Source organism: Puniceibacterium sediminis, from assembly GCF_900188035.1.
In the GTDB taxonomy this organism is placed as follows: Bacteria; Pseudomonadota; Alphaproteobacteria; order Rhodobacterales; family Rhodobacteraceae; genus Puniceibacterium; species Puniceibacterium sediminis.
Genome location: NZ_FZNN01000007.1, coordinates 1 through 22,294 on the forward strand (window position 1 = coordinate 1; position 22,294 = coordinate 22,294).

Annotated in this window: 17 protein-coding genes; 4 read left to right on the top strand and 13 right to left on the bottom strand. The window is 61.5% G+C overall.

What is annotated here, in order from left to right; genetic code table 11:
- Positions 1 to 381: 381 nt before the first annotated feature.
- Positions 382 to 987, bottom strand: a complete 606-nt coding sequence (gene msrQ / locus CHB75_RS09165) for a protein-methionine-sulfoxide reductase heme-binding subunit MsrQ (protein WP_089270252.1) — start codon at positions 985 to 987, stop codon at positions 382 to 384.
- Positions 987 to 1,889 (bottom strand): protein-methionine-sulfoxide reductase catalytic subunit MsrP, encoded by a 903-nt coding sequence (msrP, locus tag CHB75_RS09170; protein ID WP_089270253.1) that lies wholly within the window; start codon positions 1,887 to 1,889, stop codon positions 987 to 989. Before msrP ends, msrQ begins: the two co-directional genes overlap by 1 nt.
- A gap of 193 nt (positions 1,890 to 2,082) precedes the next feature.
- Here msrP and CHB75_RS09175 point away from each other — a divergent pair, with 193 nt between their 5' ends.
- Complete coding sequence (locus tag CHB75_RS09175; protein WP_089270409.1) at positions 2,083 to 2,520, top strand: DUF302 domain-containing protein; 438 nt, start codon at positions 2,083 to 2,085, stop codon at positions 2,518 to 2,520.
- Between the two features lie 98 nt (positions 2,521 to 2,618).
- Here the strand turns inward: CHB75_RS09175 and clpB are convergent, their stop codons facing one another.
- Entirely contained in the window at positions 2,619 to 5,234 is a 2,616-nt protein-coding gene (gene clpB, locus CHB75_RS09180; protein ID WP_089270254.1) for an ATP-dependent chaperone ClpB, read from the bottom strand.
- A 296-nt stretch (positions 5,235 to 5,530) separates the two neighbouring features.
- Here clpB and pyrF point away from each other — a divergent pair, with 296 nt between their 5' ends.
- On the top strand, positions 5,531 to 6,253 hold the full coding sequence (gene pyrF, locus CHB75_RS09185) for an orotidine-5'-phosphate decarboxylase (RefSeq protein ID WP_089270255.1): 723 nt from the start codon (positions 5,531 to 5,533) through the stop codon (positions 6,251 to 6,253).
- Positions 6,254 to 6,367: 114 nt separating this feature from the next.
- Entirely contained in the window at positions 6,368 to 6,679 is a 312-nt protein-coding gene (locus CHB75_RS09190; protein WP_089270256.1) for a hypothetical protein, read from the top strand.
- 135 nt (positions 6,680 to 6,814) lie between these two features.
- Here the strand turns inward: CHB75_RS09190 and CHB75_RS09195 are convergent, their stop codons facing one another.
- The gene (locus CHB75_RS09195; RefSeq protein ID WP_089270410.1) at positions 6,815 to 7,234 is read right to left on the bottom strand and encodes an NUDIX domain-containing protein; all 420 of its coding nucleotides are present in this window, start codon (positions 7,232 to 7,234) and stop codon (positions 6,815 to 6,817) included.
- Between the two features lie 66 nt (positions 7,235 to 7,300).
- Between CHB75_RS09195 and CHB75_RS09200 the strand changes: the two genes are divergently transcribed.
- Positions 7,301 to 8,554: a DNA polymerase IV gene (locus CHB75_RS09200; protein ID WP_089270257.1), complete on the top strand. Its 1,254-nt coding sequence runs from the start codon at positions 7,301 to 7,303 to the stop codon at positions 8,552 to 8,554.
- A 58-nt stretch (positions 8,555 to 8,612) separates the two neighbouring features.
- On the opposite strand, the gene CHB75_RS09205 is transcribed toward CHB75_RS09200, so the two are convergent.
- From CHB75_RS09205 to CHB75_RS09245, 9 genes are all read right to left on the bottom strand, one after another.
- Positions 8,613 to 9,176: a DUF3833 family protein gene (locus tag CHB75_RS09205; protein ID WP_245840849.1), complete on the bottom strand. Its 564-nt coding sequence runs from the start codon at positions 9,174 to 9,176 to the stop codon at positions 8,613 to 8,615.
- Positions 9,177 to 9,373: 197 nt separating this feature from the next.
- Positions 9,374 to 10,129 (bottom strand): DUF1365 domain-containing protein, encoded by a 756-nt coding sequence (locus CHB75_RS09210; protein WP_089270258.1) that lies wholly within the window; start codon positions 10,127 to 10,129, stop codon positions 9,374 to 9,376.
- Positions 10,126 to 11,421, bottom strand: a complete 1,296-nt coding sequence (locus CHB75_RS09215; RefSeq protein WP_089270259.1) for an NAD(P)/FAD-dependent oxidoreductase — start codon at positions 11,419 to 11,421, stop codon at positions 10,126 to 10,128. Before CHB75_RS09215 ends, CHB75_RS09210 begins: the two co-directional genes overlap by 4 nt.
- A 293-nt stretch (positions 11,422 to 11,714) precedes the next feature.
- The gene (gene lpdA, locus CHB75_RS09220; protein WP_089270260.1) at positions 11,715 to 13,457 is read right to left on the bottom strand and encodes a dihydrolipoyl dehydrogenase; all 1,743 of its coding nucleotides are present in this window, start codon (positions 13,455 to 13,457) and stop codon (positions 11,715 to 11,717) included.
- 13 nt (positions 13,458 to 13,470) lie between these two features.
- Positions 13,471 to 14,727 (bottom strand): dihydrolipoyllysine-residue acetyltransferase, encoded by a 1,257-nt coding sequence (gene aceF / locus CHB75_RS09225; RefSeq protein ID WP_245840851.1) that lies wholly within the window; start codon positions 14,725 to 14,727, stop codon positions 13,471 to 13,473.
- A gap of 26 nt (positions 14,728 to 14,753) precedes the next feature.
- The gene (gene aceE, locus CHB75_RS09230) at positions 14,754 to 17,411 is read right to left on the bottom strand and encodes a pyruvate dehydrogenase (acetyl-transferring), homodimeric type (protein ID WP_089270262.1); all 2,658 of its coding nucleotides are present in this window, start codon (positions 17,409 to 17,411) and stop codon (positions 14,754 to 14,756) included.
- Positions 17,412 to 17,720: 309 nt separating this feature from the next.
- Positions 17,721 to 18,893, bottom strand: coding sequence for a DNA recombination protein RmuC (locus CHB75_RS09235; RefSeq protein WP_089270263.1), 1,173 nt, complete (start codon positions 18,891 to 18,893; stop codon positions 17,721 to 17,723).
- Entirely contained in the window at positions 18,890 to 20,731 is a 1,842-nt protein-coding gene (gene mutL / locus CHB75_RS09240; protein WP_089270264.1) for a DNA mismatch repair endonuclease MutL, read from the bottom strand. Before mutL ends, CHB75_RS09235 begins: the two co-directional genes overlap by 4 nt.
- Positions 20,732 to 21,037: 306 nt before the next feature.
- Positions 21,038 to 22,261, bottom strand: coding sequence for a urate hydroxylase PuuD (locus tag CHB75_RS09245; RefSeq protein WP_089270265.1), 1,224 nt, complete (start codon positions 22,259 to 22,261; stop codon positions 21,038 to 21,040).
- Positions 22,262 to 22,294: the final 33 nt, after the last annotated feature.

Below are 22,294 nucleotides of genomic sequence, written 5' to 3' on the forward strand. Positions count from 1 at the left end.
TCCCGTCCGCCCCGTCTGGCGTCCCGTTAGCGCCTCAGCGCCGCCGGTGAGGGGGGTTCTACGGTTACTACACAAAACCCGCAAGCGCTTTTTTCCATAGATGTCATAGTTTTTTCAAAAATCCAGATTTCCACATAAAATCAACAATTTAATTGCCAATAATTCCCAAAACACACCAACACTAAGCAACTTCCTTCCGCACTGCAGCATCCAGCGCTCCTAGATATGGTGTTACACACAGCCTTATCCACACACTACCCCAAGGGCAGCTTTGGCCGTTAGAGGAATCGCAAAGAGGAATCGGTCCATCAGACAGACCCAGAGACGCAAAAATCGCCCCGAAGGGCGATTTTTTATGATTCTGACCGAGGCTGAGGGGAATCAAACAAACTGTCTGCGCCGCGCCGGTTTGAATCGCAGCGCCAGCAGCATCAGAATCGCGCCCATATAAAGCAGCGGCTCGATCTGAAATCCTTTGACCAGCATGACAAAGTGCAAGGCCCCCAGCAGCACTGCCGGGTAAACCAGCTTGTGCAGCTGCCGCCACTTTGGACCCAGCTTGCGGATCGACCATGCGTTCGAGGTGACAGCAAGCGGGAGCAAAAGCACGAAGCCCGCCATGCCCACGGTAATATAGGGCCTCTTTAGTATGTCAGCCCAGATCTGGCCAAGGATCTGCACATCCAGCACCAGCCAGACCAGCAGATGCAGCGCCACATAGTAAAAGGCGGCCAACCCCACCATCCGGCGGAACCGGATCAGGTTCACCCCAAGGTGGCGGCGCAGCGGGGTGATCGCCAGACCCGCCACAAGGAACTGTAGCGCCAACTCTCCCAGACGGTGTTCCAGCGCCTTGATCGGCTCGACCCCAAGCCCCCCGGTCAGCCCCTGATACAGGAACCAGAACGGCGGCAACGCACACAGTATATATAGGGGCCATATGGGGACCCTGCGCGCGGCACTGTTTATGGGGGTCACAAAATCCATCAGAAGTTCTCGGCCAGATCCATGCCGGTATAGAGGTTCGCCACCTCTTCGTAGCCATTGAACATCAGGGTCGGCTCGCGTCCCGCGAACAGCCCGCCACCCACGCGACGCTCCGTCGCCTGGCTCCAGCGCGGGTGATCCACGGTTGGGTTCACGTTGCTGTAAAACCCGTATTCGTTCGGCCCCGCCTTGTTCCAGCTGGTCCCCGGTTGGGTGTCTGTCAGCGTGATCCGCACGATCGACTTGATCGACTTGAAGCCATACTTCCACGGCACCACCAGCCGCAGCGGCGCGCCGTTCTGGTTCGGGATCGGCTTGTCATAGATCCCCGTCGCCATGATCGTCAGCGGATGCATCGCCTCGTCCAGCCGCAGCCCTTCGACATAGGGCCAGTCGAGCACACGATAGGCGACCCCCGGCATTTCGTCCGGCCGCAGCGCCGTTTCAAACGCCACGTATTTGGCAGATGATTGTACACCGGCCATGTTCAGCAGATCCGAGAGTTCAAACCCGTTCCACGGCACCACCATCGACCAGGCCTCGACACAGCGGAACCGGTAGATGCGTTCCTCGATGGTCATCCTGGCCAGAATATCCTCCATCGAAAATTCGCCGGGGTTGTCGACCAGACCGTCGATCGTGACCGACCAGGGCGCGGTGGTCAGCGCATCGGCATAGCGCGCCGGATCGTCCTTGCCGGTGCCGAACTCGTAATAGTTGTTGTAGGTGGTGATCTCTTCATAGCTGTTCGGCTTCAGCGCCTCCTGCGCCATGGCGCGCGTACCGGTGGCGCCAAGGATCGCCCCGGCACCCAGACCAGCGATGATCTGGCGGCGGTTCAGGAACAGCCCCTTCGGGGTCACGTCGGCGTGGGTCAGATCGTTTTTCCAGCGGTATGCCATCGGGCTCTCCTCGTTGCGCCTGACATGACTTATGGGACGCTCTGACATTCTCCAAACCACATCGTCTCACGTTGGCGTGCCGCGACTGAAACGTTTGGGGCACGCGCCCTGCGTTTGATCCGTCACACGCAGGCTTTGCTAGTTGCCCACACCGGTCTACACTGCCCGGCACAGTCACAGGGAGGAAGTGATGATGAAAAAGTTCATTCTGGCGCTGACACTGGTAGCAGCACCCGCATTGGCACAGGACGTCGTGACCTATGATACGGATCAAAGCTTTGATGACGTGACCTTTGGGTTGGAAAGCGCGATCGTGGATCGGGGTCTGGTCATCGACCACGTCAGCCGCGTCGGCGAGATGCTGGAACGTACACGCGGCGATGTCGGCTCGGATGTGGTCCTGTTCCAGGACGCCAATGTCTACAGCTTCTGCTCGGCAGCCCTATCGCGCAAGGTGATGGAGGCGGACCCGATGAACATCCGCTTCTGCCCCTATGATATCTTTGTCATGACGCGCCCCGACACGCCCGACACCACCACCATCGGCTTCCGCAGCTTTCCTGACGGTGAGATGAAAGAGGTCGAAACGCTATTGGACGGCATCGCAAGGGCTGCAATCGGGCTGGAGTAAATCCAGACGGCCAGAGGTATCGGCCAGACGAACGCGGCCACCCCAAATGCAAAAAGGCCCGCCGTATTGGCGGGCCTTTTCATGCCTATCAGACCACCTTAGTGAACCACGGCATCGTCGGGACGCGGGCGGTTTGAAGCCGCTATACGATCCCCGATGATCAACCCGTCGACCCCGGCACTGACCGGTACCAGATCGCCGTCGCTGATATCCCCGGCCAGCAGCATCTCGGCCAGCGGATCCTGCAACGCCCGCTGGATCACCCGCTTGAGCGGCCGTGCACCAAACACCGGATCATAGCCTTCGTCGGCAAGCCACTTCAGCGCCGCCTCGTCCAGTTCAAGCTGCACCTTGCGGGCAGCCAGACGTTTCAGCAGCCGGGCCATCTGGATCGTCACGATGCCGGTCATGTCTTCCCGGTTGAGCCGGTCAAAGATGATCGTCTCGTCAAGACGGTTCAGGAACTCGGGCCGGAAGTGCCCGCGTACTGCGTCCATCACGTCGCGGTGGGCTCCGGCGGAATCCGCGCCCTCGGGCAGTTGGCTCAGCGCCTGGGATCCAAGGTTGCTGGTCAGGATGATCAGCGTCTGCTTGAAATCCACGGTGCGGCCTTGACCATCGGTCAGCACACCGTCGTCCAGCACCTGCAACAGCACGTTGAACACGTCCGGGTGCGCCTTTTCGACCTCGTCGAACAGCACCACCTGATATGGACGCCGCCGCACGGCCTCGGTCAGCACACCGCCTTCGTCATAACCGACATAGCCCGGAGGGGCACCGATCAGACGGGACACAGCGTGCTTCTCCATGAACTCGGACATGTCGATCCGCACCATGGCGTTGTCGTCGTCAAACAGGAACTCGGCCACCGCCTTGGTCAGCTCGGTCTTACCCACACCTGTCGGTCCAAGGAACAGGAACGACCCAAGCGGGCGGTTCTCGTCGTTCAGACCGGCACGGGCACGGCGCACCGCATTTGCCACGGCATGGACCGCACGGTCCTGACCGATGACCCGCTTGTGCAGACCTTCTTCCATCCGGAGCAGCTTTTCCCGTTCGCCTTCCAGCATCCGGCTTGTCGGAATACCGGTCCAGCGTTCGACCACCTGTGCGATCTGATCCGGGCGCACGGCCTCTTCGACCATCAGGTCGCCTTCGGCCTCTTCCGCCTCGCCCAGCTGCTTTTCCAGCTGCGGGATCACGCCATAGGACAGCTCACCGGCACGGGCCAGATTGCTTTCACGCTTTGCGATCTCAAGCTCGGCGCGGGCATGGTCCAGCTGTTCCTTCAGCTCACGGGCCGCGCCCAGCTTGTCACGCTCGGCCTGCCATTTGGCGGTCATCTCCGCGGCGCGCTCCTGCACCTCGGCCAACTCCAACTGAAGCTTCTCAAGCCGGTCCTTGCTGGCCTGATCGTCCTCTTTCTTCAGCGCCTCCTGCTCGATCTGCATTTGCAGGATGTTGCGGTCCAGCTGATCCAGCTCTTCGGGCTTGGAATCCACCTCCATGCGCAGACGGCTTGCCGCCTCGTCCATCAGGTCAATCGCCTTGTCCGGCAGGAACCGGTCGGTGATATAGCGGTGCGACAGCGTCGCCGCCGCAACAAGAGCCGAGTCCGAGATCCGCACACCATGGTGCAACTCGTACTTTTCCTTGATCCCGCGCAGGATGCTGATCGTATCCTCGACCGTCGGTTCATCGACCACCACAGGCTGGAAACGACGGGCCAGGGCCGCGTCCTTTTCCACGTGCTTGCGGTACTCTTCCAGGGTCGTCGCACCGATACAGTGCAATTCGCCCCGCGCCAGCGCCGGTTTCAGCAGGTTGGACGCATCCATCGCGCCATCCGCCTTGCCCGCGCCAACCAGCGTGTGCATCTCGTCAATGAACAGGATGACTTCGCCCGCCGCCGCCGTGACCTCGTTCAGGATCGCCTTCAGACGCTCCTCGAACTCACCACGATACTTGGCACCGGCAATCAGCGACCCCATGTCCAGCGCCATCAGACGCTTGTTGCGCAAGGATTCGGGCACGTCACCACTGATGATCCGCAGGGCAAGGCCCTCGGCAATCGCCGTCTTACCGACGCCCGGCTCACCGATCAGGACAGGGTTGTTCTTGGTCCGGCGTGACAGCACCTGCATGGTGCGGCGGATTTCTTCGTCGCGGCCAATGATAGGGTCGATCTTGCCCTGCTCTGCCGCCTCGGTCAGATCGCGCGCATACTTCTTCAGCGCATCATAACCCTCTTCCGCCGAAGCGGTATCGGCCGTGCGACCCTTGCGAATGTCGTTCACCGCCTCGTTCAGCTTTTGCGGTGTCACCGCACCGGCCTCAAGCGCGTCCTTGGCGGGGGACTTCACCATGCCCAGAGCCATGAGGATACGTTCCACAGGAACGAATGAATCGCCGGCCTGCTTGGCAATCTTTTCTGCCTCGTCCAGAACCTTGCCGGTTGTGGAATCAAGGTACACCTGACCGGTATCGCCGCTGATCTTTGGAATCTTGGTCATGGCAGTATCGACGGCCTGCCTCACACGCTCGGGCGCGCCGCCTGCACGGGTGATAAGGTTGCTCGCCAGCCCCTGATCATCGTCCAGCAGTGCCTTCAAAACGTGTTCCGGGCTCAGCCGCTGATGGCCTTCCCGCATCGCAATGGTCTGGGCAGCCTGAATAAAACCGCGCGACCGCTCCGTGAACTTCTCCAGGTTCATGGGCCTTCTCCTTTGTTAAAGCGCCCCGTTCGCGTGATGCCCGACTGGCGGCACATCCCTCTTGGGGCCTCGATTAAAATATGAGCACCGCACAGGTGATCTACAAGAGTGCAGAGCCGTAAAAAGGACGGGGCGCGTTGCTCGCCTGGCGCGTCCATGGCTCTGACTGTTGGCGACACACCCCAAGTGCACGACGGGTCCAAACCGCTCTGGTCTGGAAACAGCTGATGCTTTCGTTTACCGCATGAACAACTGACCGGCGTTGATCCGTGTCAACCCCAGAGCGGAGCCAGACCATGTCCAATAGCCCAGCCCAGACACCCCAATCCGTTGGCGATGACCGCCTGATCGTTGCACTTGATGTGCCCAACGCGCTGGCGGGTCTGTCGCTTGCCGAACGGCTTGGGCCGTCTGTGTCCTTCTACAAGATCGGTCTTGGCATGCTGACAGGCGGCGGGCTGGCCCTAGCCAATGAACTCAAGCTTGAACACGGAAAACGCATCTTTCTGGACATGAAGCTTTTCGATATCGGCGCGACGGTGGAACGTGCCGTGCGCGGCCTTGCGCAGTTCGATATCGACTTTCTGACCGTGCACGGTGATCCGCATGTGGTACGCGCCGCGATGGAAGGGGCCTCGGGGTCAAACATGAAGATCCTCGCCGTCACCATCCTGACCTCGCTTGACCGCGCGGATCTGGACGAATGCCTGATCCAGCCCGGCGACATTGGCGATCTGGTGATCACCCGCGCCGCACGGGCACTTGAGGCCGGCGCCGACGGTGTCATCTCCTCCCCGAACGAGGCCGCGTTGATCCGCGCGCTGCCCCAAGCTGCGGGCAAGCTGATCGTCACACCCGGCGTGCGCCCCCTTGGTGCCGACAGCGGTGATCAGAAACGCATCGCGACGCCGCATCGCGCCCTGACGGATGGCGCAGACCACATCGTCGTTGGCAGACCGATCGTGCAGGCCGCCGATCCGCGCGCCGCGGCGCAGGCCATCCTGCAATCCCTGCCATAGCCCCGGGGGCACGGCAAAAACCCGGCGCCTGCGTTCGTTCGAACACCAAAGCCTGCGAAACTTTTCCAGATATGGCGCGTTAACGCGTCATGAGGATTGGTGAACAGGTGCAAGATGCAGACGAGCAGAACGCAGATCGGCGACGTGACCTACAATGCCGCCACACAGAGCTTTGAGGCGCTGGTGACGTTCCACACCAAGGCCGGGCGCGTCCGGGTCGCCGCCGAATTTCACGCCCCGCTTTCCGAAGATTTCGAAGTTGTCACCGAAAGCCTGTGGCAGGACGCCCTTGACCGCCGCAGGGATCCCCTTGCCCTTCATGCACGTCTGGAAGCGCACCGCGTGATCACCCGCAGAAATACAGCGCATACCATGCCGCCGTTACAGCGCTGGTTCGAAGCCCTTATCGGACACGACGCCGCCTGAACGATCACTTCACTCCTGTTTTCTGCCGGTCAGTGGTCATCCATCCCCGACCTCATGACCCACTGGGCCCCTGAACCGCCTGTCCCGGTTCAGGGGCCCTTTTTTGTTCGCGCGATTAAAGCCGTCCCTTAAAAATCACCCTTCGCGCGTTGCGACGTACCGCCTGAGCATGAGTTGAAAATGCGGGATCGCGTCCCCCCGATCCAGATACTCATCTGGCGGCATCAGGGACCAGCCGGTCCCTTCCCCGCCGAAACGCACATCCTGCACGACGCTGTCATCCAGATGCGCCGCAAAGAACCAGCTGCGCGGGCCACCACCCGGCTCATGCGGACTGCGCCAGACCAGTTGCACGGGATCAAGGCTCAGACCGACCTCTTCCCAGGTTTCGCGCAGCACGCAATCCTCAGGACCCTCACCGCCTTCGCGCCCGCCACCGGGAAAGTCCAGAAACCCCGGAAACGGGATGCCCGGCGTATGATCACGCCGGATCACCAGCAGACTGGCACCGACATACAGCAGCAATTTGGCGCCGGTGAACGCATCCTGCTGCATGACCATGGTGTCCTTTTCAAAGCTGCTTTATATTACGCTGCATATCCCAACAGATGATTGCGATCCATGCCCGCCCTTTGCCGTGATTGCCTGACCCAGTTCGACGGCGCCACGCGCTGTCCGGCCTGCCGCAGCCCGCGGGTCGTACAGCACGCCGAACTCTGGGATCTGTCCATCGCGCATATGGATTGCGACGCCTTCTATGCCTCGGTCGAAAAACGCGACAATCCTGAACTTGCCGACAAGCCGGTGATCATCGGCGGCGGACGGCGCGGCGTAGTATCAACCGCCTGTTACATCGCCCGCATCCGCGGCGTCCGATCCGCCATGCCGATGTTCAAGGCGCTGGCCCTTTGCCCCGATGCCGTGATCGTCAAACCCCGCATGTCCGCCTATGTCGAAGCCTCGCGCGCCATCCGCGCAATGATGGAGGATCTGACCCCGTCGATCGAACCCCTGTCGCTGGACGAGGCTTTTCTGGACCTTTCCGGCACCCAGCGCCTGCACGGTGCGCCCCCGGCAGTCATGCTGGCCCGGCTGGTCCGGCGCATGCGTGACGAACTTGGCCTGACCGGCTCCATTGGCCTGTCGCACAATAAATTCCTGGCCAAGATCGCCTCGGACCTCGACAAACCGAACGGGTATTCGGTGATCGGCGTGGCCGAGACCGAGGCGTTTCTGCGCCCCAAACCCGTCCGCATGATCTGGGGCGTGGGTGCCTCGGGTCAGGACTCTCTCGACCGCGCGGGCATCCGCACATTCGATGATCTTCTGCGCTGGGACCGCCGCGATCTGGGCGCGCGGTTCGGGTCGATGGGTGACCGGCTCTGGCATCTTGCGCGCGGGATCGACACGCGCCGGGTGTCACGCGATTCCCCGATGAAATCGATCTCGAACGAAACAACCTTCAACGAAGACACCTCTGATCCCGATCTTCTGGACGGACACCTGTGGCGCATGTGCGAAAAGGTGGCCGACCGCGCCAAGGCCAAGGATCTGGCGGGCCGCGTCGTGACGCTGAAACTCAAGCGCGCGAATTTTGCCCTGCTGTCCCGCCGGATCGCGCTGCGGGATGCGACGCAGATGGCCGACCGGATCTATCGCACCGCGCGCGGGCTGTTCGATCAGGTCGGGAATCAGGGGCCTTACCGGCTGATCGGTGCCGGGCTGTCGGACCTCTGCGCGGCGCAGGACGCCGACCGCAGCCCCGACCTGCTTGACCCGGATGCCGCGAAACGCGCCCATGCGGAACGCGCAACAGATGCGATCCGCGCACGTTTCGGCCCCGATGCGATTCTCAAGGGCCGCGCCCTGCGATAAAACAATGGAAACCAGAGGCCTGGCCGGACTCCCCGCAGCGCCACCCGCTCCAGGTGCCTCACCGCTCCTCCAACCGGCGCATCGTTGCGACCAGTTCCGCAACCTTGAAACCATATTTGCGAAACTGAGACCGGTTGATGATGGTGCCGTTCGGGGCAAGATACATCCAATCCGTCGCGCTCAGCACATGGCCCCCCGCGTCCTCGGGCAGCCTGATCCGATACCGCAGCTGCACGCTCGGGCCACTTTGCCATCCGGTCCCTGTCCCGATCACATCCTCTGCCGTCGCATCGATCCTGCCGTCCGCGCCCAGCCTCAGATGCCATTCGCGGTCCTGAGTGTCTCCACTGTCGTATTCAAAGCGTTCGGCCATTACTCCGACGTCGCCATCCCATCGCACATCGAAATGGCCCACAAACCGGGACGTGACGCGCCCCGTCGGGCCATAGATCACACCCTCGCACAGCACCGGCCCGTTCAGATGACGCCGCAGGTCAAAGGTCTGCGACCCATGCGCATAATCCGCCGGTTTCTGCGCGGTAAACCCGAAATAGCGCATTTTCAGCCAGCACAAACACAGCGCCAGCAAGGCACCACACAGAAAATAGGCGAGCAGTTCCACCAGATCAGTCCTCCTACGTCTGGCTACGAACAACAACACCAGCGCAACACGTTACAACACATAGGGCACCAAATCGCAAAGTCGGCAGGGCGTCCACAAGGCGCGTGCGAAATTGCCCGCACCCCGGGCATAAAAGCCGATGGTGCGGCTGGATACGGCGATGATCCGCATCAACCGGCAAGCTCTGAGCGTGCCGTTCATTGTGATACATCCCGCGCCGGGGGTTCGGGACGCCGACGATAGCCCGCCCCCTTCCACCACAGCCTGAGCGCCTGCCAGTGGATCAGCGCCACCACACGTCGCGCCCCCAATGGTCGGCGCACTGCCGACCCCAGGATTCCAAGGTTCGTCAGCGGTCGGCGCGTGCCGGTCAGCGTCGCCACCAGCCCGCCGTTCCCGGCGGTATAGTCGATCCAGATGCCGATGCGGTCGGCACGGATATCAAAGCGAAACACATACGCACCCTCGACCGGCTGAAAGGGTGAAACGTGGAAAACCTTTGTCGCGCCCAGGCGATCCCCGGCCTGAATTCCTGAATGATCGGGCTTGACGCACAGATAGGAATGCCGGTCGCCAAAGGTGTTGGACACCTCTGCGATCACCGCAACCATTTGCCCGCGACTGTCGTGGCACAGCCAGAAACTCACCGGGTTGAACACATGGCCCAGCATGCGGGGCTGCGCCAGCAACAGCAGCTTGCCCGTTGCAGGCACCCCATGTGCCGCCAGTACCTCGCGCGCCCAGGGTGCCCCGCGCCCCTGTTTCGGCGGGCCACCATGATCCACGTCGTGCAGCGATGTCAGACCAGCGGCGTTCCGGCGAAACAGGAACGGCAGGCGCGGCTGGCTTTCAGGATTCAGCAACACGTAATCGATCGAATAGCGAAAGGCGTTTTCAACTGCCCCCTTGCGCCCATGACAGGTCTGCCCTGCGATATGTTCGACCGATGTCATGCCGCTGTCGACACCGCATCCCGCGCGTGGATCGCATCGACCACGTCCACCGCACTGCTCAGTCCGTCTTCGTGAAAACCATTGCGCATCCAGGCCCCGCAGAACCATGTATGCCCGGTTCCGTTCATGTCCCGCACCAGCTCCTGCGCATTCAGCATGTCCAGATCATAGACCGGATGGCGCAGCACACATTCGTCATGGATCAACTCTTCGCGGATCGCCCCCGTCGAATTCAGCGTCACGAACAGCGGATCATCCTCGGGGATCGGTTGCAGCCTGTTCATCCAGTAACTCAGATCGATCTGGTTCATCTCCTTGCCGGTGTCCTCGGTATAATTCCACGACGACCAGCAGGCCCTGCGCCGCGGCATGACCGCCGGGTCGGCATGCAGAACGATCCGGTTCGGCTGAAATTTCACAGCCCCCAGCGCCTTGCGCTCAGGCACCGTCGGATCTGCCAGCAGCCGCAGTGAATCGTCGGCATGGGTGGCAAAGATCACGTCGTCAAACGCCTCCCACTCAGCGCCCTGCGCCCGCACCTCGACACCCTGCACCACACGGCGCACGCCCTCAATCCGCGACCCAAGCCGCAGGCGCGCGCCCTGCCGCACCAGTTCACCGCCCAGACGGTCGACATATTCCACGGACCCACCCCGAACAGTGTACCACTGATGCTGTCCCCTGTGATGCAACAGCGCGTGGTTTTCAAAGAACTGGATCAACGCATGCGCCGGAAAATCGAGGATCTTTTCCAGCGGAGTCGACCAGATCGCCCCCGACAGCGGCAGCAGATAATAGTCGCGAAACCAATCACCCGTGCCCAACCGTTCAAGAAATGCGCCAAGCGTCAGCGACCGGTCCTGTGCAACCTCCAACGCCCGGGCGTTAAAACGGGTAATATCCCGCAGCATACCCAGAAACCGGGGGTTCAGCGCGTTGCCCTTCTGCGCGAAAAGCGCCCCCAGCGACGCCAGCCCGTATTCCAGTGCGCCCCCCCGCAGCGAAGCACCAAAGCTCATGTCGCTTTTCACCACGGGCACATTCAGCCGCGAAAACAGCTGCGCCAAATGCGGGTAATTGGCATAGTTGAACACGATGAAACCTGTATCAACCGGCTGATCGCCCCGCTTTCCGGCCATTTTGGTACGGGCATGTCCGCCCAGCCGCGCTTCGGACTCGAACAACGTGACATGGTGATCGTCTGCCAAAAGATGCGCGGCCCCCATCCCCGAAATTCCGGCGCCAATTATGGCGATCTTTCTTGGCGCGGCGGCACGGGCTTCAAATGGCATGGTCTTGTCGTCTCCCTGACGCAGTCTTACCGGCAGTACGACCGCCGCCTTTGTGCTGATAAAACGCGGACATCACAAATATTGCGATCCGGCCCATGGCCCGTCGCGTACACTGCGCCATTCACATCAACAGGCATGATGTAAGGCGGACAAGGATGCCTTCCAGTCAGAAAACCAGCGCAGATCGCACCACGACCGACCTACCTCAAAAACATGGCCCGCCACCGACGGGTGTCCGCAAAATGAAAACGGGCCCAACCGGGCCCGTTTCTGGTTGCAATGAGCAGAAGAACTCAGTGCTTTTTCTTCTTCGGTGGCATGAGGTCGGTGATCGTGCCCTCATACATCTCGGCGGCAAAGTTCACCGTCTCCGACAGGGTCGGGTGCGGGTGAATCGTATGCCCCAGATCGACGGCATCCGCGCCCATCTCGATCGCCAGCGCCACCTCGGAAATCAGATCGCCGGCATTGGTGCCCACGATGGAACAGCCGATAACGCGCTGGTCTTCGGGGTCGAACAGCACCTTGGTGATACCCTCCGAACGCCCGTTGGCCAGACTTCGGCCCGATGCGGCCCAGGGGAAAACACCCTTTTCATACGCGATACCCTTGGCCTTGGCCTCGGTCTCGGTCAGGCCGACCCAGGCGACCTCGGGATCCGTATAGGCGACCGAGGGGATCACCTGCGCATCAAAGAACCGCTTTTCACCGGCACAGACTTCGGCCGCAACCTTGCCTTCGTGCACGGCCTTGTGTGCCAGCATCGGCTGGCCAACCACGTCACCGATGGCAAAGATATGGTTCACCCCGGTACGCTGCTGCTTGTCCACGGCGATAAACCCGCGATCATCCACCGCAACACCGGCAGCGCCCGCATCGATCAGCTTGCCATTGGGCCTGCGCCCCACTGCCACCAGCACCTTGTCAAAGGTGTCGGTGGTCTCCACGCCCTTATCATCCTCGAACGTCACCTTGAGGCCGTTCTTGAGCGCCTCGACATTCTTGACCTTGGTCTTGAGCAGGATGTTTTCATAGCGCCCGGCGATCCGCGTGTGGAGCGGCTTCACGATGTCCTTGTCCGCGCCCGGCATCAGCTGGTCCATGAACTCGACCACGGTGATCTTGCTGCCCAAAGCGTCGTAAACACAGGCCATTTCCAGACCGATGATACCGCCGCCCAGCACCAGCATCCGCTTGGGGATGTCGGCCAGTTCCAGCGCGCCGGTCGAATCGATCACCCGGTCGTCATCATGCGGGATGAACGGCAGGTTCACCGGCTCGGACCCGGCGGCGATGATGCACTGATCAAAGCTCACCTTGGTGGTCGATCCATCATCCCCTTCAACCGCGATCATGTTCGGCCCGGTAAAGCGGCCATAGCCCTGAACCACCTTGACCTTGCGCGCCTTGGCAAGGCCGCTCAGGCCACCGGTCAGCTGACTGACCACGCCGGATTTGAACCCGCGCAGCTCATCCAGATTGACCTTGGGCTTGGAGAAACTCACCCCGTGGCTCTTCATCTCTTCGGCTTCGGTGATCACCTTGGCCACATGCAGCAGCGCCTTGGACGGGATGCAGCCGACGTTCAGGCAGACACCGCCCAGCACGGGGTACTTTTCGATCAGGACAACGCTCTTGCCCAGATCCGCCGCGCGAAACGCCGCAGTATAACCGCCGGGACCAGAGCCCAGAACGACCACTTCGCCATGCACATCGCCCTTGCCCGTGGCCGATCCTGTGGCCGCGACAGATTTCGGCGCTTCCTTCGGTGCCTCTTCGGCCTTGGCCGCAGGCGCATCGCCGGATTCGGCCCCCTCGAACACCATGATAACGGTGCCCTCGGAAACCTTGTCGCCTTCCTTCACCTTGATCTCGACGACCTTGCCGGCGGCGGGCGATGGAACTTCCAGCGTCGCCTTGTCGGATTCCAGCTCGATCAGCGCGTCTTCCTTGGCGACGGTGTCACCGACCGCCACCAGAATGGTGACGACCGGCACGTCCTTGAAATCACCGATGTCGGGTACTTTGATATCCATATCGCAGGTCCCCTTACAGCATCAGCCGCCGGGCATCGCCCAGCAGATATTTCAGATGCGCCGCAAAGCGTGCCGCCAGCGCGCCATCGACCGCGCGGTGGTCATAAGACAGCGACATCGGCAGCATGTTGCGCGGCTCGAATTCGGTGCCGTTCCAGACCGGCGCGATCTTGGACCGGGTCAGACCCAGAATCGCCACTTCGGGCGCGTTCACGATGGGGGTAAAGGACGTCCCGCCGATCCCGCCAAGCGAAGAGATGGTGAACGTCGCGCCCTGCATGTCGGGGCCCTTTAGAACGCCGTCGCGGGCTTTCTTGGACAATTCCTGCAGGTCCTTGGAAATCTCGACGATCCCCTTGCGGTCCGCATCCTTGATCACCGGCACCATCAGCCCGTTCGGCGTATCCGCCGCAAAGCCGATGTTGTAGAAATCCTTCTTGATCAGCTTGTCGCCATCGGGATGGATCGAGCTGTTGAATTCCCAGTGCTTTTTCAGCGCAGACACAGACGCCTTGACCAGGAAGGACAGCAAGGTAACGCGGTAACCCTCGTCCTTGGCCTGCGTGTCCAGCTCCTTGCGGTACTTGTCGAGGTCGGTGATATCCGCCTCTTCGTTGTGGGTCACATGCGGGATGTTCAGCCACGACCGGTGCAGCGCGGGGCCGGACAGCTTCTTGATCCGCGACATTTCCACGTTTTCGACAGGGCCGAATTTGCTGAAATCCACCACCGGGATAGGCGGAATTCCCATACCACCCGACACGGCACCACCGCTGGCGGCGGCAGGGACGATCTGCGCCTTCAACGCCTTTTCGACGTCTTCGCGCAGGATACGGCCCTTGCGGCCCGATCCGTTCACCTTGTTCAGGTCAACCTCGACCCGACGGGCATAGGCCCGCACGGAAGGCGAGGCATGGACGCGTGAGAACCCGGCATCCATCACCGGCGCGGGGACCGCGGCCGGGGCCGGTGCCGCGGGGGCCTCGGCTTTCGGCGCTTCCTTGGCCTCTTCCTTGGCGGGGGCCGCGCTGGCACCGCTTTCCTCGATCACCATGATCAGCGTGCCCTCGGACACCTTGTCACCTTCGGCGATCTTGATTTCCTTGACCACACCGGCGGCGGGCGACGGCACTTCCAGCGTCGCCTTGTCGGATTCCAGCTCGATCAGGGCGTCTTCCTTGGCGATGGTGTCACCAACCGAAACCAGGATTGTCACCACGGGAACGTCTTTGAAATCGCCGATATCGGGGACTTTTACGTCAGTTGTCATAATCTTTGTCTCCTCGCTTCCGCTGCTCAAACCAGGCGCGGGTTCGGCTTGCCGCCGTCTACATCGTATTTGCTCAGGGCGGTTTGCAGCTCTTTCTCAGAGACTGTGCCTTCGCGGTACAGATCCACCATCGCGGCAGCCGCAATGTGGTTGGCGTCCACCTCAAAGAACCGGCGCAGGTTGACCCGGCTGTCCGACCGGCCAAAGCCGTCGGTGCCCAGAACCGTGAACCGACCGGGCACAAAGGCGCGGATCTGTTCGGCGTAGTTCTTGATATAGTCGGTGGCGCAGATCACCGGACCTTTGACGCCTTCCAGCAGTTGGGTGACATAGGGCACCTTTTGCTCGGTCAGCGGGTTCAGGCGGTTGTGACGTGCACAATCCTGACCGTCGCGCGCCAGCTGGTTCAGCGACGTGGCCGACCAGATATCGGATGTGACACCAAAATCCTCGCGCAGCAGTTCCGCCGCCTTGATCGCCTGCACAAGGATCGTCCCCGACCCCATCAGGTTCACATGCTTCTTGGCCGGCTTGCCGGTCTTGGTCATGCGATACAGGCCCTTGATGATGCCTTCTTCGGCACCCATCGGCATTTCGGGATGCTGATAGTTCTCGTTCATCAGGGTGAGGTAAAAGAACACATCCTCCTGATCGACAAACATCCGCTGCATGCCGTTCTGCACGATCACCGCAACTTCGTAGCTGAAGGTCGGGTCATAGCTGATGCAATTCGGAATGGTGCCCGCAAAGATATGGCTGTGCCCGTCCTCGTGCTGCAACCCTTCGCCGTTCAGCGTGGTCCGGCCGGCCGTACCGCCCAGCATGAAGCCGCGCGCACGGGAATCGCCCGCCGCCCAGGCCAGATCACCGATCCGCTGGAACCCGAACATCGAATAGTAGATGTAGAACGGGATCATCGGCACGCCGTGGGTCGAATAGGATGTCGATGCCGCGATCCAGTCAGCCATGGCACCGGCTTCGTTGATGCCTTCCTGCAGAACCTGACCGTCCTTGCTCTCTTTATAGAACATCATCTGGTCGGCGTCCTGCGGGGTATAGTTCTGACCCAGCGGGTTGTAGATGCCGACGGACCGGAACAGCCCTTCCATCCCAAAGGTGCGGGATTCATCCGGCACGATCGGCACGACGAACTTGCCCACCTTCTTGTCACGCAGCAACGTGGTCAGGATGCGCACAAACGCCATCGTGGTCGAAATCTCGCGATCCCCGGTGGCCTCCAGCTGGCCCTTGAACGCGGTCAGCGCGGGAATTTCCAGCTTGGGCGTATCGCGCCAGTGACGGACCGGGAAAGACCCGCCCAGATCCTTGCGCCGTTCGGTCATATAGGCCTTTTGCGCGTTGTTCAGGCTGATGAACGGCGCCTTGCCCAGATCGGCATCGTCTACCGGCACCTTGAACCGGTCGCGCATGGCGCGCATCTGGTCCTCTTGCATCTTCTTTTGCTGGTGGCTGGTGTTCTGGCCTTCGCCGGCCGTGCCCATGCCATAACCCTTGACCGTCTTGACCAGCAGGCAAACCGGCTGCCCCTTGGTCTTGGTCGCGCGCAAGAAGGCGTTGTAGACCTTGCGCGGATCGTGCCCGCCACGACGCAGCGACCAGATCTGGTCGTCGGTCCAGTCCTCGACCAACGCCGCCGTTTCCGGGTACTTGCCAAAGAAATGTTCGCGGATATAGGCGCCGTCCTTGGATTTGAACGTCTGGTAATCGCCGTCCACCGTCTCGTCCATCAACTGCCGCAGCTTGCCGCTGGAATCCTTTTCCAGCAGACCATCCCAGCCCTTGCCCCAGAGCAGCTTGATCACGTCCCAGCCGGCCCCGCGGAACGCACCCTCAAGCTCTTGCACGATCTTCGAGTTGCCGCGCACCGGCCCGTCAAGACGCTGCAGGTTGCAGTTCACGACAAAGATCAGGTTATCCAGACCTTCGCGTGCGGCCAGTGAAATCGCGCCCAGCGATTCCGGCTCGTCCATCTCGCCATCGCCCAGGAAGCACCAGACCTTGCGGTCGGCGGCGTCAATATGGCCGCGGTTGTGCATGTATTTCATGAACCGCGCCTGATAGATCGCCATCAGCGGCCCCAGACCCATCGAAACGGTCGGGAACTGCCAGTAATCCGGCATCAGCCAGGGGTGGGGATAAGAGCTCAGGCCACCGCCGTTCACTTCCGAACGGAAGTTTTCCATCTGCTCCTGGCTCAGGCGCCCTTCCATGAAGGAGCGGGCGTAGATGCCGGGGACCACATGGCCCTGAAAGAACACAAGGTCGCCGCCGTGGATCGCCGATTTGGCGCGCCAGAAGTGGTTCAGACCGACATCGTACAACGCTGCGGAAGAGGCAAACGACGCGATATGCCCGCCGTATTCGCTGCTTTCCTTGTTGCGCCGCACGACAGTTGCCATGGCGTTCCAACGGTTGATGGCGCGGATCCGCCATTCCATCTCGTTGTCGCCGGGCATGTCGACCTCGTCATCCGGCGAAATCGTGTTCTGGTAGGGCGTCGTGGCCGAAAAGGGCAGCGTGGCCCCGGCCGCACGTGCCTGTTGCACCGCCTTGTCGAGCAGGAAATGCGCCCGGTCCGGACCGTCGCGCAGGATGACGTCTTCGATCGCCTCCTGCCATTCCTGGGATTCGACTGCGTCGATGTCGTTTCGGCTGTCTGTCATATGCCCTCTTCCCTTGGTCATAATACTCGCACGTTCTGGCGCGTTTATTTTGGTTCAAACCTAAACCAATTCCCGACTTCCCTCAAACGGCCTTCTGCCGTTGGCTTTCCGGGTCCGCGCCGGAATATCACAAGAGGTTTCCTAGGGGCAGGCTTGCCATTGCATAACATCGTTGCAACCCGCGCATAACAAATGGTTTAACGTTAAACTACTTATCACCGCCGAACGCCGCGCCCTTGGACTCCTCCCAATCAGGAGCAGACCACGGGGCCAAGCCAAAATGCAAGGGGTTAGCGCTAAACAGCCGCCTCAGACGCCGGATTTGGTCAGGCCGCTGACGGGTACCGGCGCATCGGCGGCCAGCTCCTCGAAATCGAAATTATCCAGACGTCGGGCACGTCTGCCCGCCCTGTCGGCACTGATCTTGATGTCGGCAATATCCTTGGCCGCCTGACCAAAGTGCCGGTCCAGATTTTCGACCCGACTGCCCAGCCGGTCCACATCCGCGTAAAGCATGCCCAGCTCCTTGCGAATCGCGCCGGCCTGCTCCTGCATCCGCGCATCTTTCAGGATCGCGCGCATCGTGTTCAGCGTCGCCATGCAGGTGGTCGGTGAAACGATCCAGACCCGCGCCGCGAACCCTTCGCGCACCAGTTCGGGAAAATTCCCGTGCAACTCGGCATAGACCGCCTCGGACGGCAGGAACATCAGCGCGCCATCGGCGGTCTCATGCTCGATGATGTATTTTTCCGAGATATCCCGGATGTGTTTGCGCACCGCCAGCCGCAGCATCTGTCCAGCCCGCGCCGTACGTTCCTGCGTATCCGCCCGCCGCAGCTGTTCATAGGCTTCCAGCGGGAACTTGCTGTCGATGCAGATCGGCCCCGGCGGGTTGGGCAGATGGATCAGACAATCCGCCCTTTTGCCGTTCGAAAGGGTGGCTTGCAGCGTGTAACTGTCCTTGGGCAGCGCCTTACCGACGATATCGGTCAACTGGATTTCACCAAAGGCACCGCGCGTCTGCTTGTTGCTCAGAATATCCTGCAACGACAGCACGTCGCCCGACAGCTTGGTGATGTTTTCCTGCGCCTTGTCGATGCTTTGCAACCGCTGCTGCAAATCGCCCAGACTCTGCGCCGTACGCCGGGCCGAGCCATGCAAATTCTCGGTCATCTGCAACTGCACCGCCGCCAGCCGCTGCTCCATCAGTTGCAGCATCGCGGTCTGGCTGCTGGCCTGTGCCTCGCTCACATGATGCAGGCCCCCGGCCAGCCTCTCCTGCCCCTCACCCAGCGCCTGAACACGGGCACCCAGAACCCCCATCTGCTGCGCAATCGGCGCGGCAAGACTGGCAGACCGGTTGGCCGCCCGCAGTGACGCAAACAACATCAGGAACACAACCAGCCCCAGCCCGGCCCCGGCAAGCCCCATCAGAACCGCCGGATCATCCAGCGCGAAAACCGTCTCTCCGATGCTGATCATGTGCGCCCGAAAAGCCGTTCGATATCGCTCAGCTTCAGCTCAACATAGGTCGGCCGCCCGTGGTTGCACTGACCGGAATGCGGCGTCGCCTCCATCTCTCGCAGCAGGGCATTCATCTCTTCGGCGCGCATCACGCGGCCTGACCGGATCGACCCGTGGCAGGCAACCCGGCTCAGGATCGCCTCGATCTTTTCCTGAACCAGCGCCGAACTTCCCTGATCCGACAGCTCATCCAGAATGTCGCGCAGCAGCGCCTCGGCATTCACCTCGCCCAGAATGGCCGGCGTTTCACGCACGGCGACAGCGCCACCGCCAAAGGGTTCGATCGACAGCCCCATCCGGTACAGATCCTCGGCAATCTCAAGCAGCCGCCCGGCATCGTCCGGCGACAGGTCCACCACCTCGGGTATCAGCAGCGCCTGCGCCGCGACGCCGTTTTCCGCCATCTGGTTTTTCAGCTTTTCATAGACCAGCCGTTCATGCGCCGCGTGCTGATCAACGATGACAATGCCGGTTTCGGTCTGGGCGATGATATAGTTTTCATGCACCTGCCCACGCGCCGCCCCCAATGGCCGGTCCGCAGACACCGGCGCCTCTTCCGGCGCATCCGGCGCGACAAACGGCTCGACCACCCGGCCGCTATAGGCCCCTGCCATATCGGCAAAACCCGGTGCCTGCGCCGCATAGGATGCCTGCCGCGCCGCCATCGACGGACGGTCCATCTGATAGACCCGCGCACCGCCCGGTTCGGGCCGCATCGCGCCCAGCGTCGCACTCGCCACGGTGGACGACGCCCTGTGCCCGGCCTCGGCCAGCGCGTGGCGCAGGGCCGAAACGATCAGCCCACGCACCACGCCGGGGTCGCGAAACCGCACCTCGGATTTCGCCGGATGCACGTTCACGTCAACCTTGTGCGGATCGCAATCCACGAACAGCGCCACCGCCGGATGCCGGTCCCGGCTCAGGAAATCGGCATAGGCCCCGCGCAACGCGCCGATCAGCAGCTTGTCCCGCACGGGCCGCCCGTTGACGAACAGATGCTGCGCCACGGCGGAGCCGCGCGAATAGGTCGGCAGCGCGGCATAGCCGGTCAGGCGAAAACCGTCGCGCTCGGCATCGATGGCCAGCGCGTTTTCCACAAATTCCGCGCCCATCACCTGCGACAGCCGCCCGCGCAGCGCATCAAACAGATCGCCCGTCACCGGATCGGCGCGGAAACTGACCCGCCCAGCGCCGCCGCCCGACACATCGCGCAGAGTGAAGCCGACCGAAGGTTCCGCCATCGCCAGACGCCGGATCACCTCGCCAACCGCCTGGGATTCCGCCCGGTCGGTGCGCAGGAATTTCAGCCGCGCAGGCGTCGCAAAAAACAGATCCCGCAGCGTGACAACAGTACCACCGTTCAGCGCCGTCGGGCGCACCGGCCCCGGCGTTCCGCCGTTGACGGTGATTTCGGCGGCGTCATGCCCCTCGGCCCGGCTGGCAATGGTCAGCCGCCCGACGGCACCCAGACTGGGCAGCGCTTCGCCACGAAACCCAAAGGACTGGATGTTCAGCAGATCAGAACCGTCAATCTTGGAGGTCGCATGACGGCTCAGCGCCAGCGGCAGCTCATCCGGCGACATCCCACAGCCGTCATCCGTGATCCGGATCAGCGTCTTGCCACCATCCGCCAGATCAATCGAAATCCGTCGCGCGCCCGCATCAATGGCGTTTTCGACCAATTCCTTGACTGCTGACGCCGGGCGCTCAACCACCTCACCCGCCGCAATGCGGTTGATCGCGGTTTCATCCAGCTGACGGATAACAGGGCGGATATGGTGGGGGTGCGTGTTCATGCCACTAGACTTAGCAAGCCTTGGGCGATTCTGAAATGTCCGTTTTCAGTGTGACAGACGCGAACAACCGCCCCTCAGCCCCCTCTGGGCCGACCCGATCCCGCAATATTATTTCAAATTTTTGGCGATATGGAACATTTAGTAACCAATTCCGTTCACGCTACAGATACTCAACACATGGCAGGAGGTTCCTATGCCAATTTCACTGTTCAGCTACGAAATCATCGCCTCCCTCTACGGCGAGGCGTTTGCCAGCACGTGGTTTACCCCGATCGGCCTCTCGACAAAGGCCGGGTAACCACGCAATCAGCCGTCAGTGGCGGCGGCGTACCACGCGCGGATCTGCGCACGTTCTTCTTCGGAAATGAACGACAGATTGGCGGGTGGCATTGCATGGCCCAGCCCGGCCTGCAGGTAAATCTCTTTGGCCTGCCGCGCGATCTGCGCCTCGGTCTCAAGGCGCACTCCCTTGGGCGGCCAAAGCAGACCCTCCCACGCCGGTTCGGCCGCATGACACATTGAACAGCGGCCCATCACGATGTCATGCACCTGTGGGAATCCCTCGGCCTCGGCAAACCGCAGCGCGGCACCTGATGCCACCTCGGGCTCCTCCGCACGGAACATCGGCGCGGTGCTCAGCCACATGATCAGGATGAACAGGACCGCCGTGGCCAGCCAGGTCCAGGTCGGCTCACCCTTCCTTGCATGCATCGAATTGAAATAATGCCGGATCGTCACCCCCATCAGGAACACCAGACTCGCAATCGCCCAGTTATATTCGCTCGCAAAGGCCAGCGGATAGTGATTGCTCAGCATCAGAAAGATCACCGGCAGGGTCAGGTAGTTGTTGTGCGTCGACCGCTGCTTGGCAATCTTGCCGTATTTCGCATCCGGCATGCGGCCATTCATCAGGTCATCTACGACGATCTTCTGGTTCGGGATGATGATCATGAACACGTTCGCCGACATGATCGTCGCGGTGAACGCACCCAGATGCAGCAGCGCCGCACGGCCTGAAAACACCGAAGCGTAGAAATACGCCATGCCCACAAGGATCACATAGAGAAGCACCATCAGCCGCGTGTTGTTGTCGCCAAAGCGGGATTTGCAGATCTGGTCATAGACCACCCAGCCAAACCCCAGCGACGCGAGCGAGATCAGGATCGCCTGCCAGCCCGCCAGATCCATCACCGCCGGGTCGATCAGATAGAACTCCGACCCGAGGTAGTAGACCAGAAACAGCAGCGCAAAGCCCGACAGCCATGTCGAATAGCTTTGCCATTTGTGCCAGATGAGGCCGCCCGGCATGTGGTCCGGCGCGACAAGGTATTTCTGGATGTGGTAGAAACCACCGCCGTGGACCTGCCATTCCTCGCCATCCGCGCCGCTGGGCAGATTGCGATCCCGGTGCAGACCCAGATCCAGCGCGATGAAATAGAACGATGCCCCGATCCAGGCGATGGCCGTGATGACATGCACCCAGCGCACCGCGAACTCCAACCAGGCGCCCATCGCCGCAAGATCATACATGCCCGCCTCCACTACCATTCCAGAGACCACGCT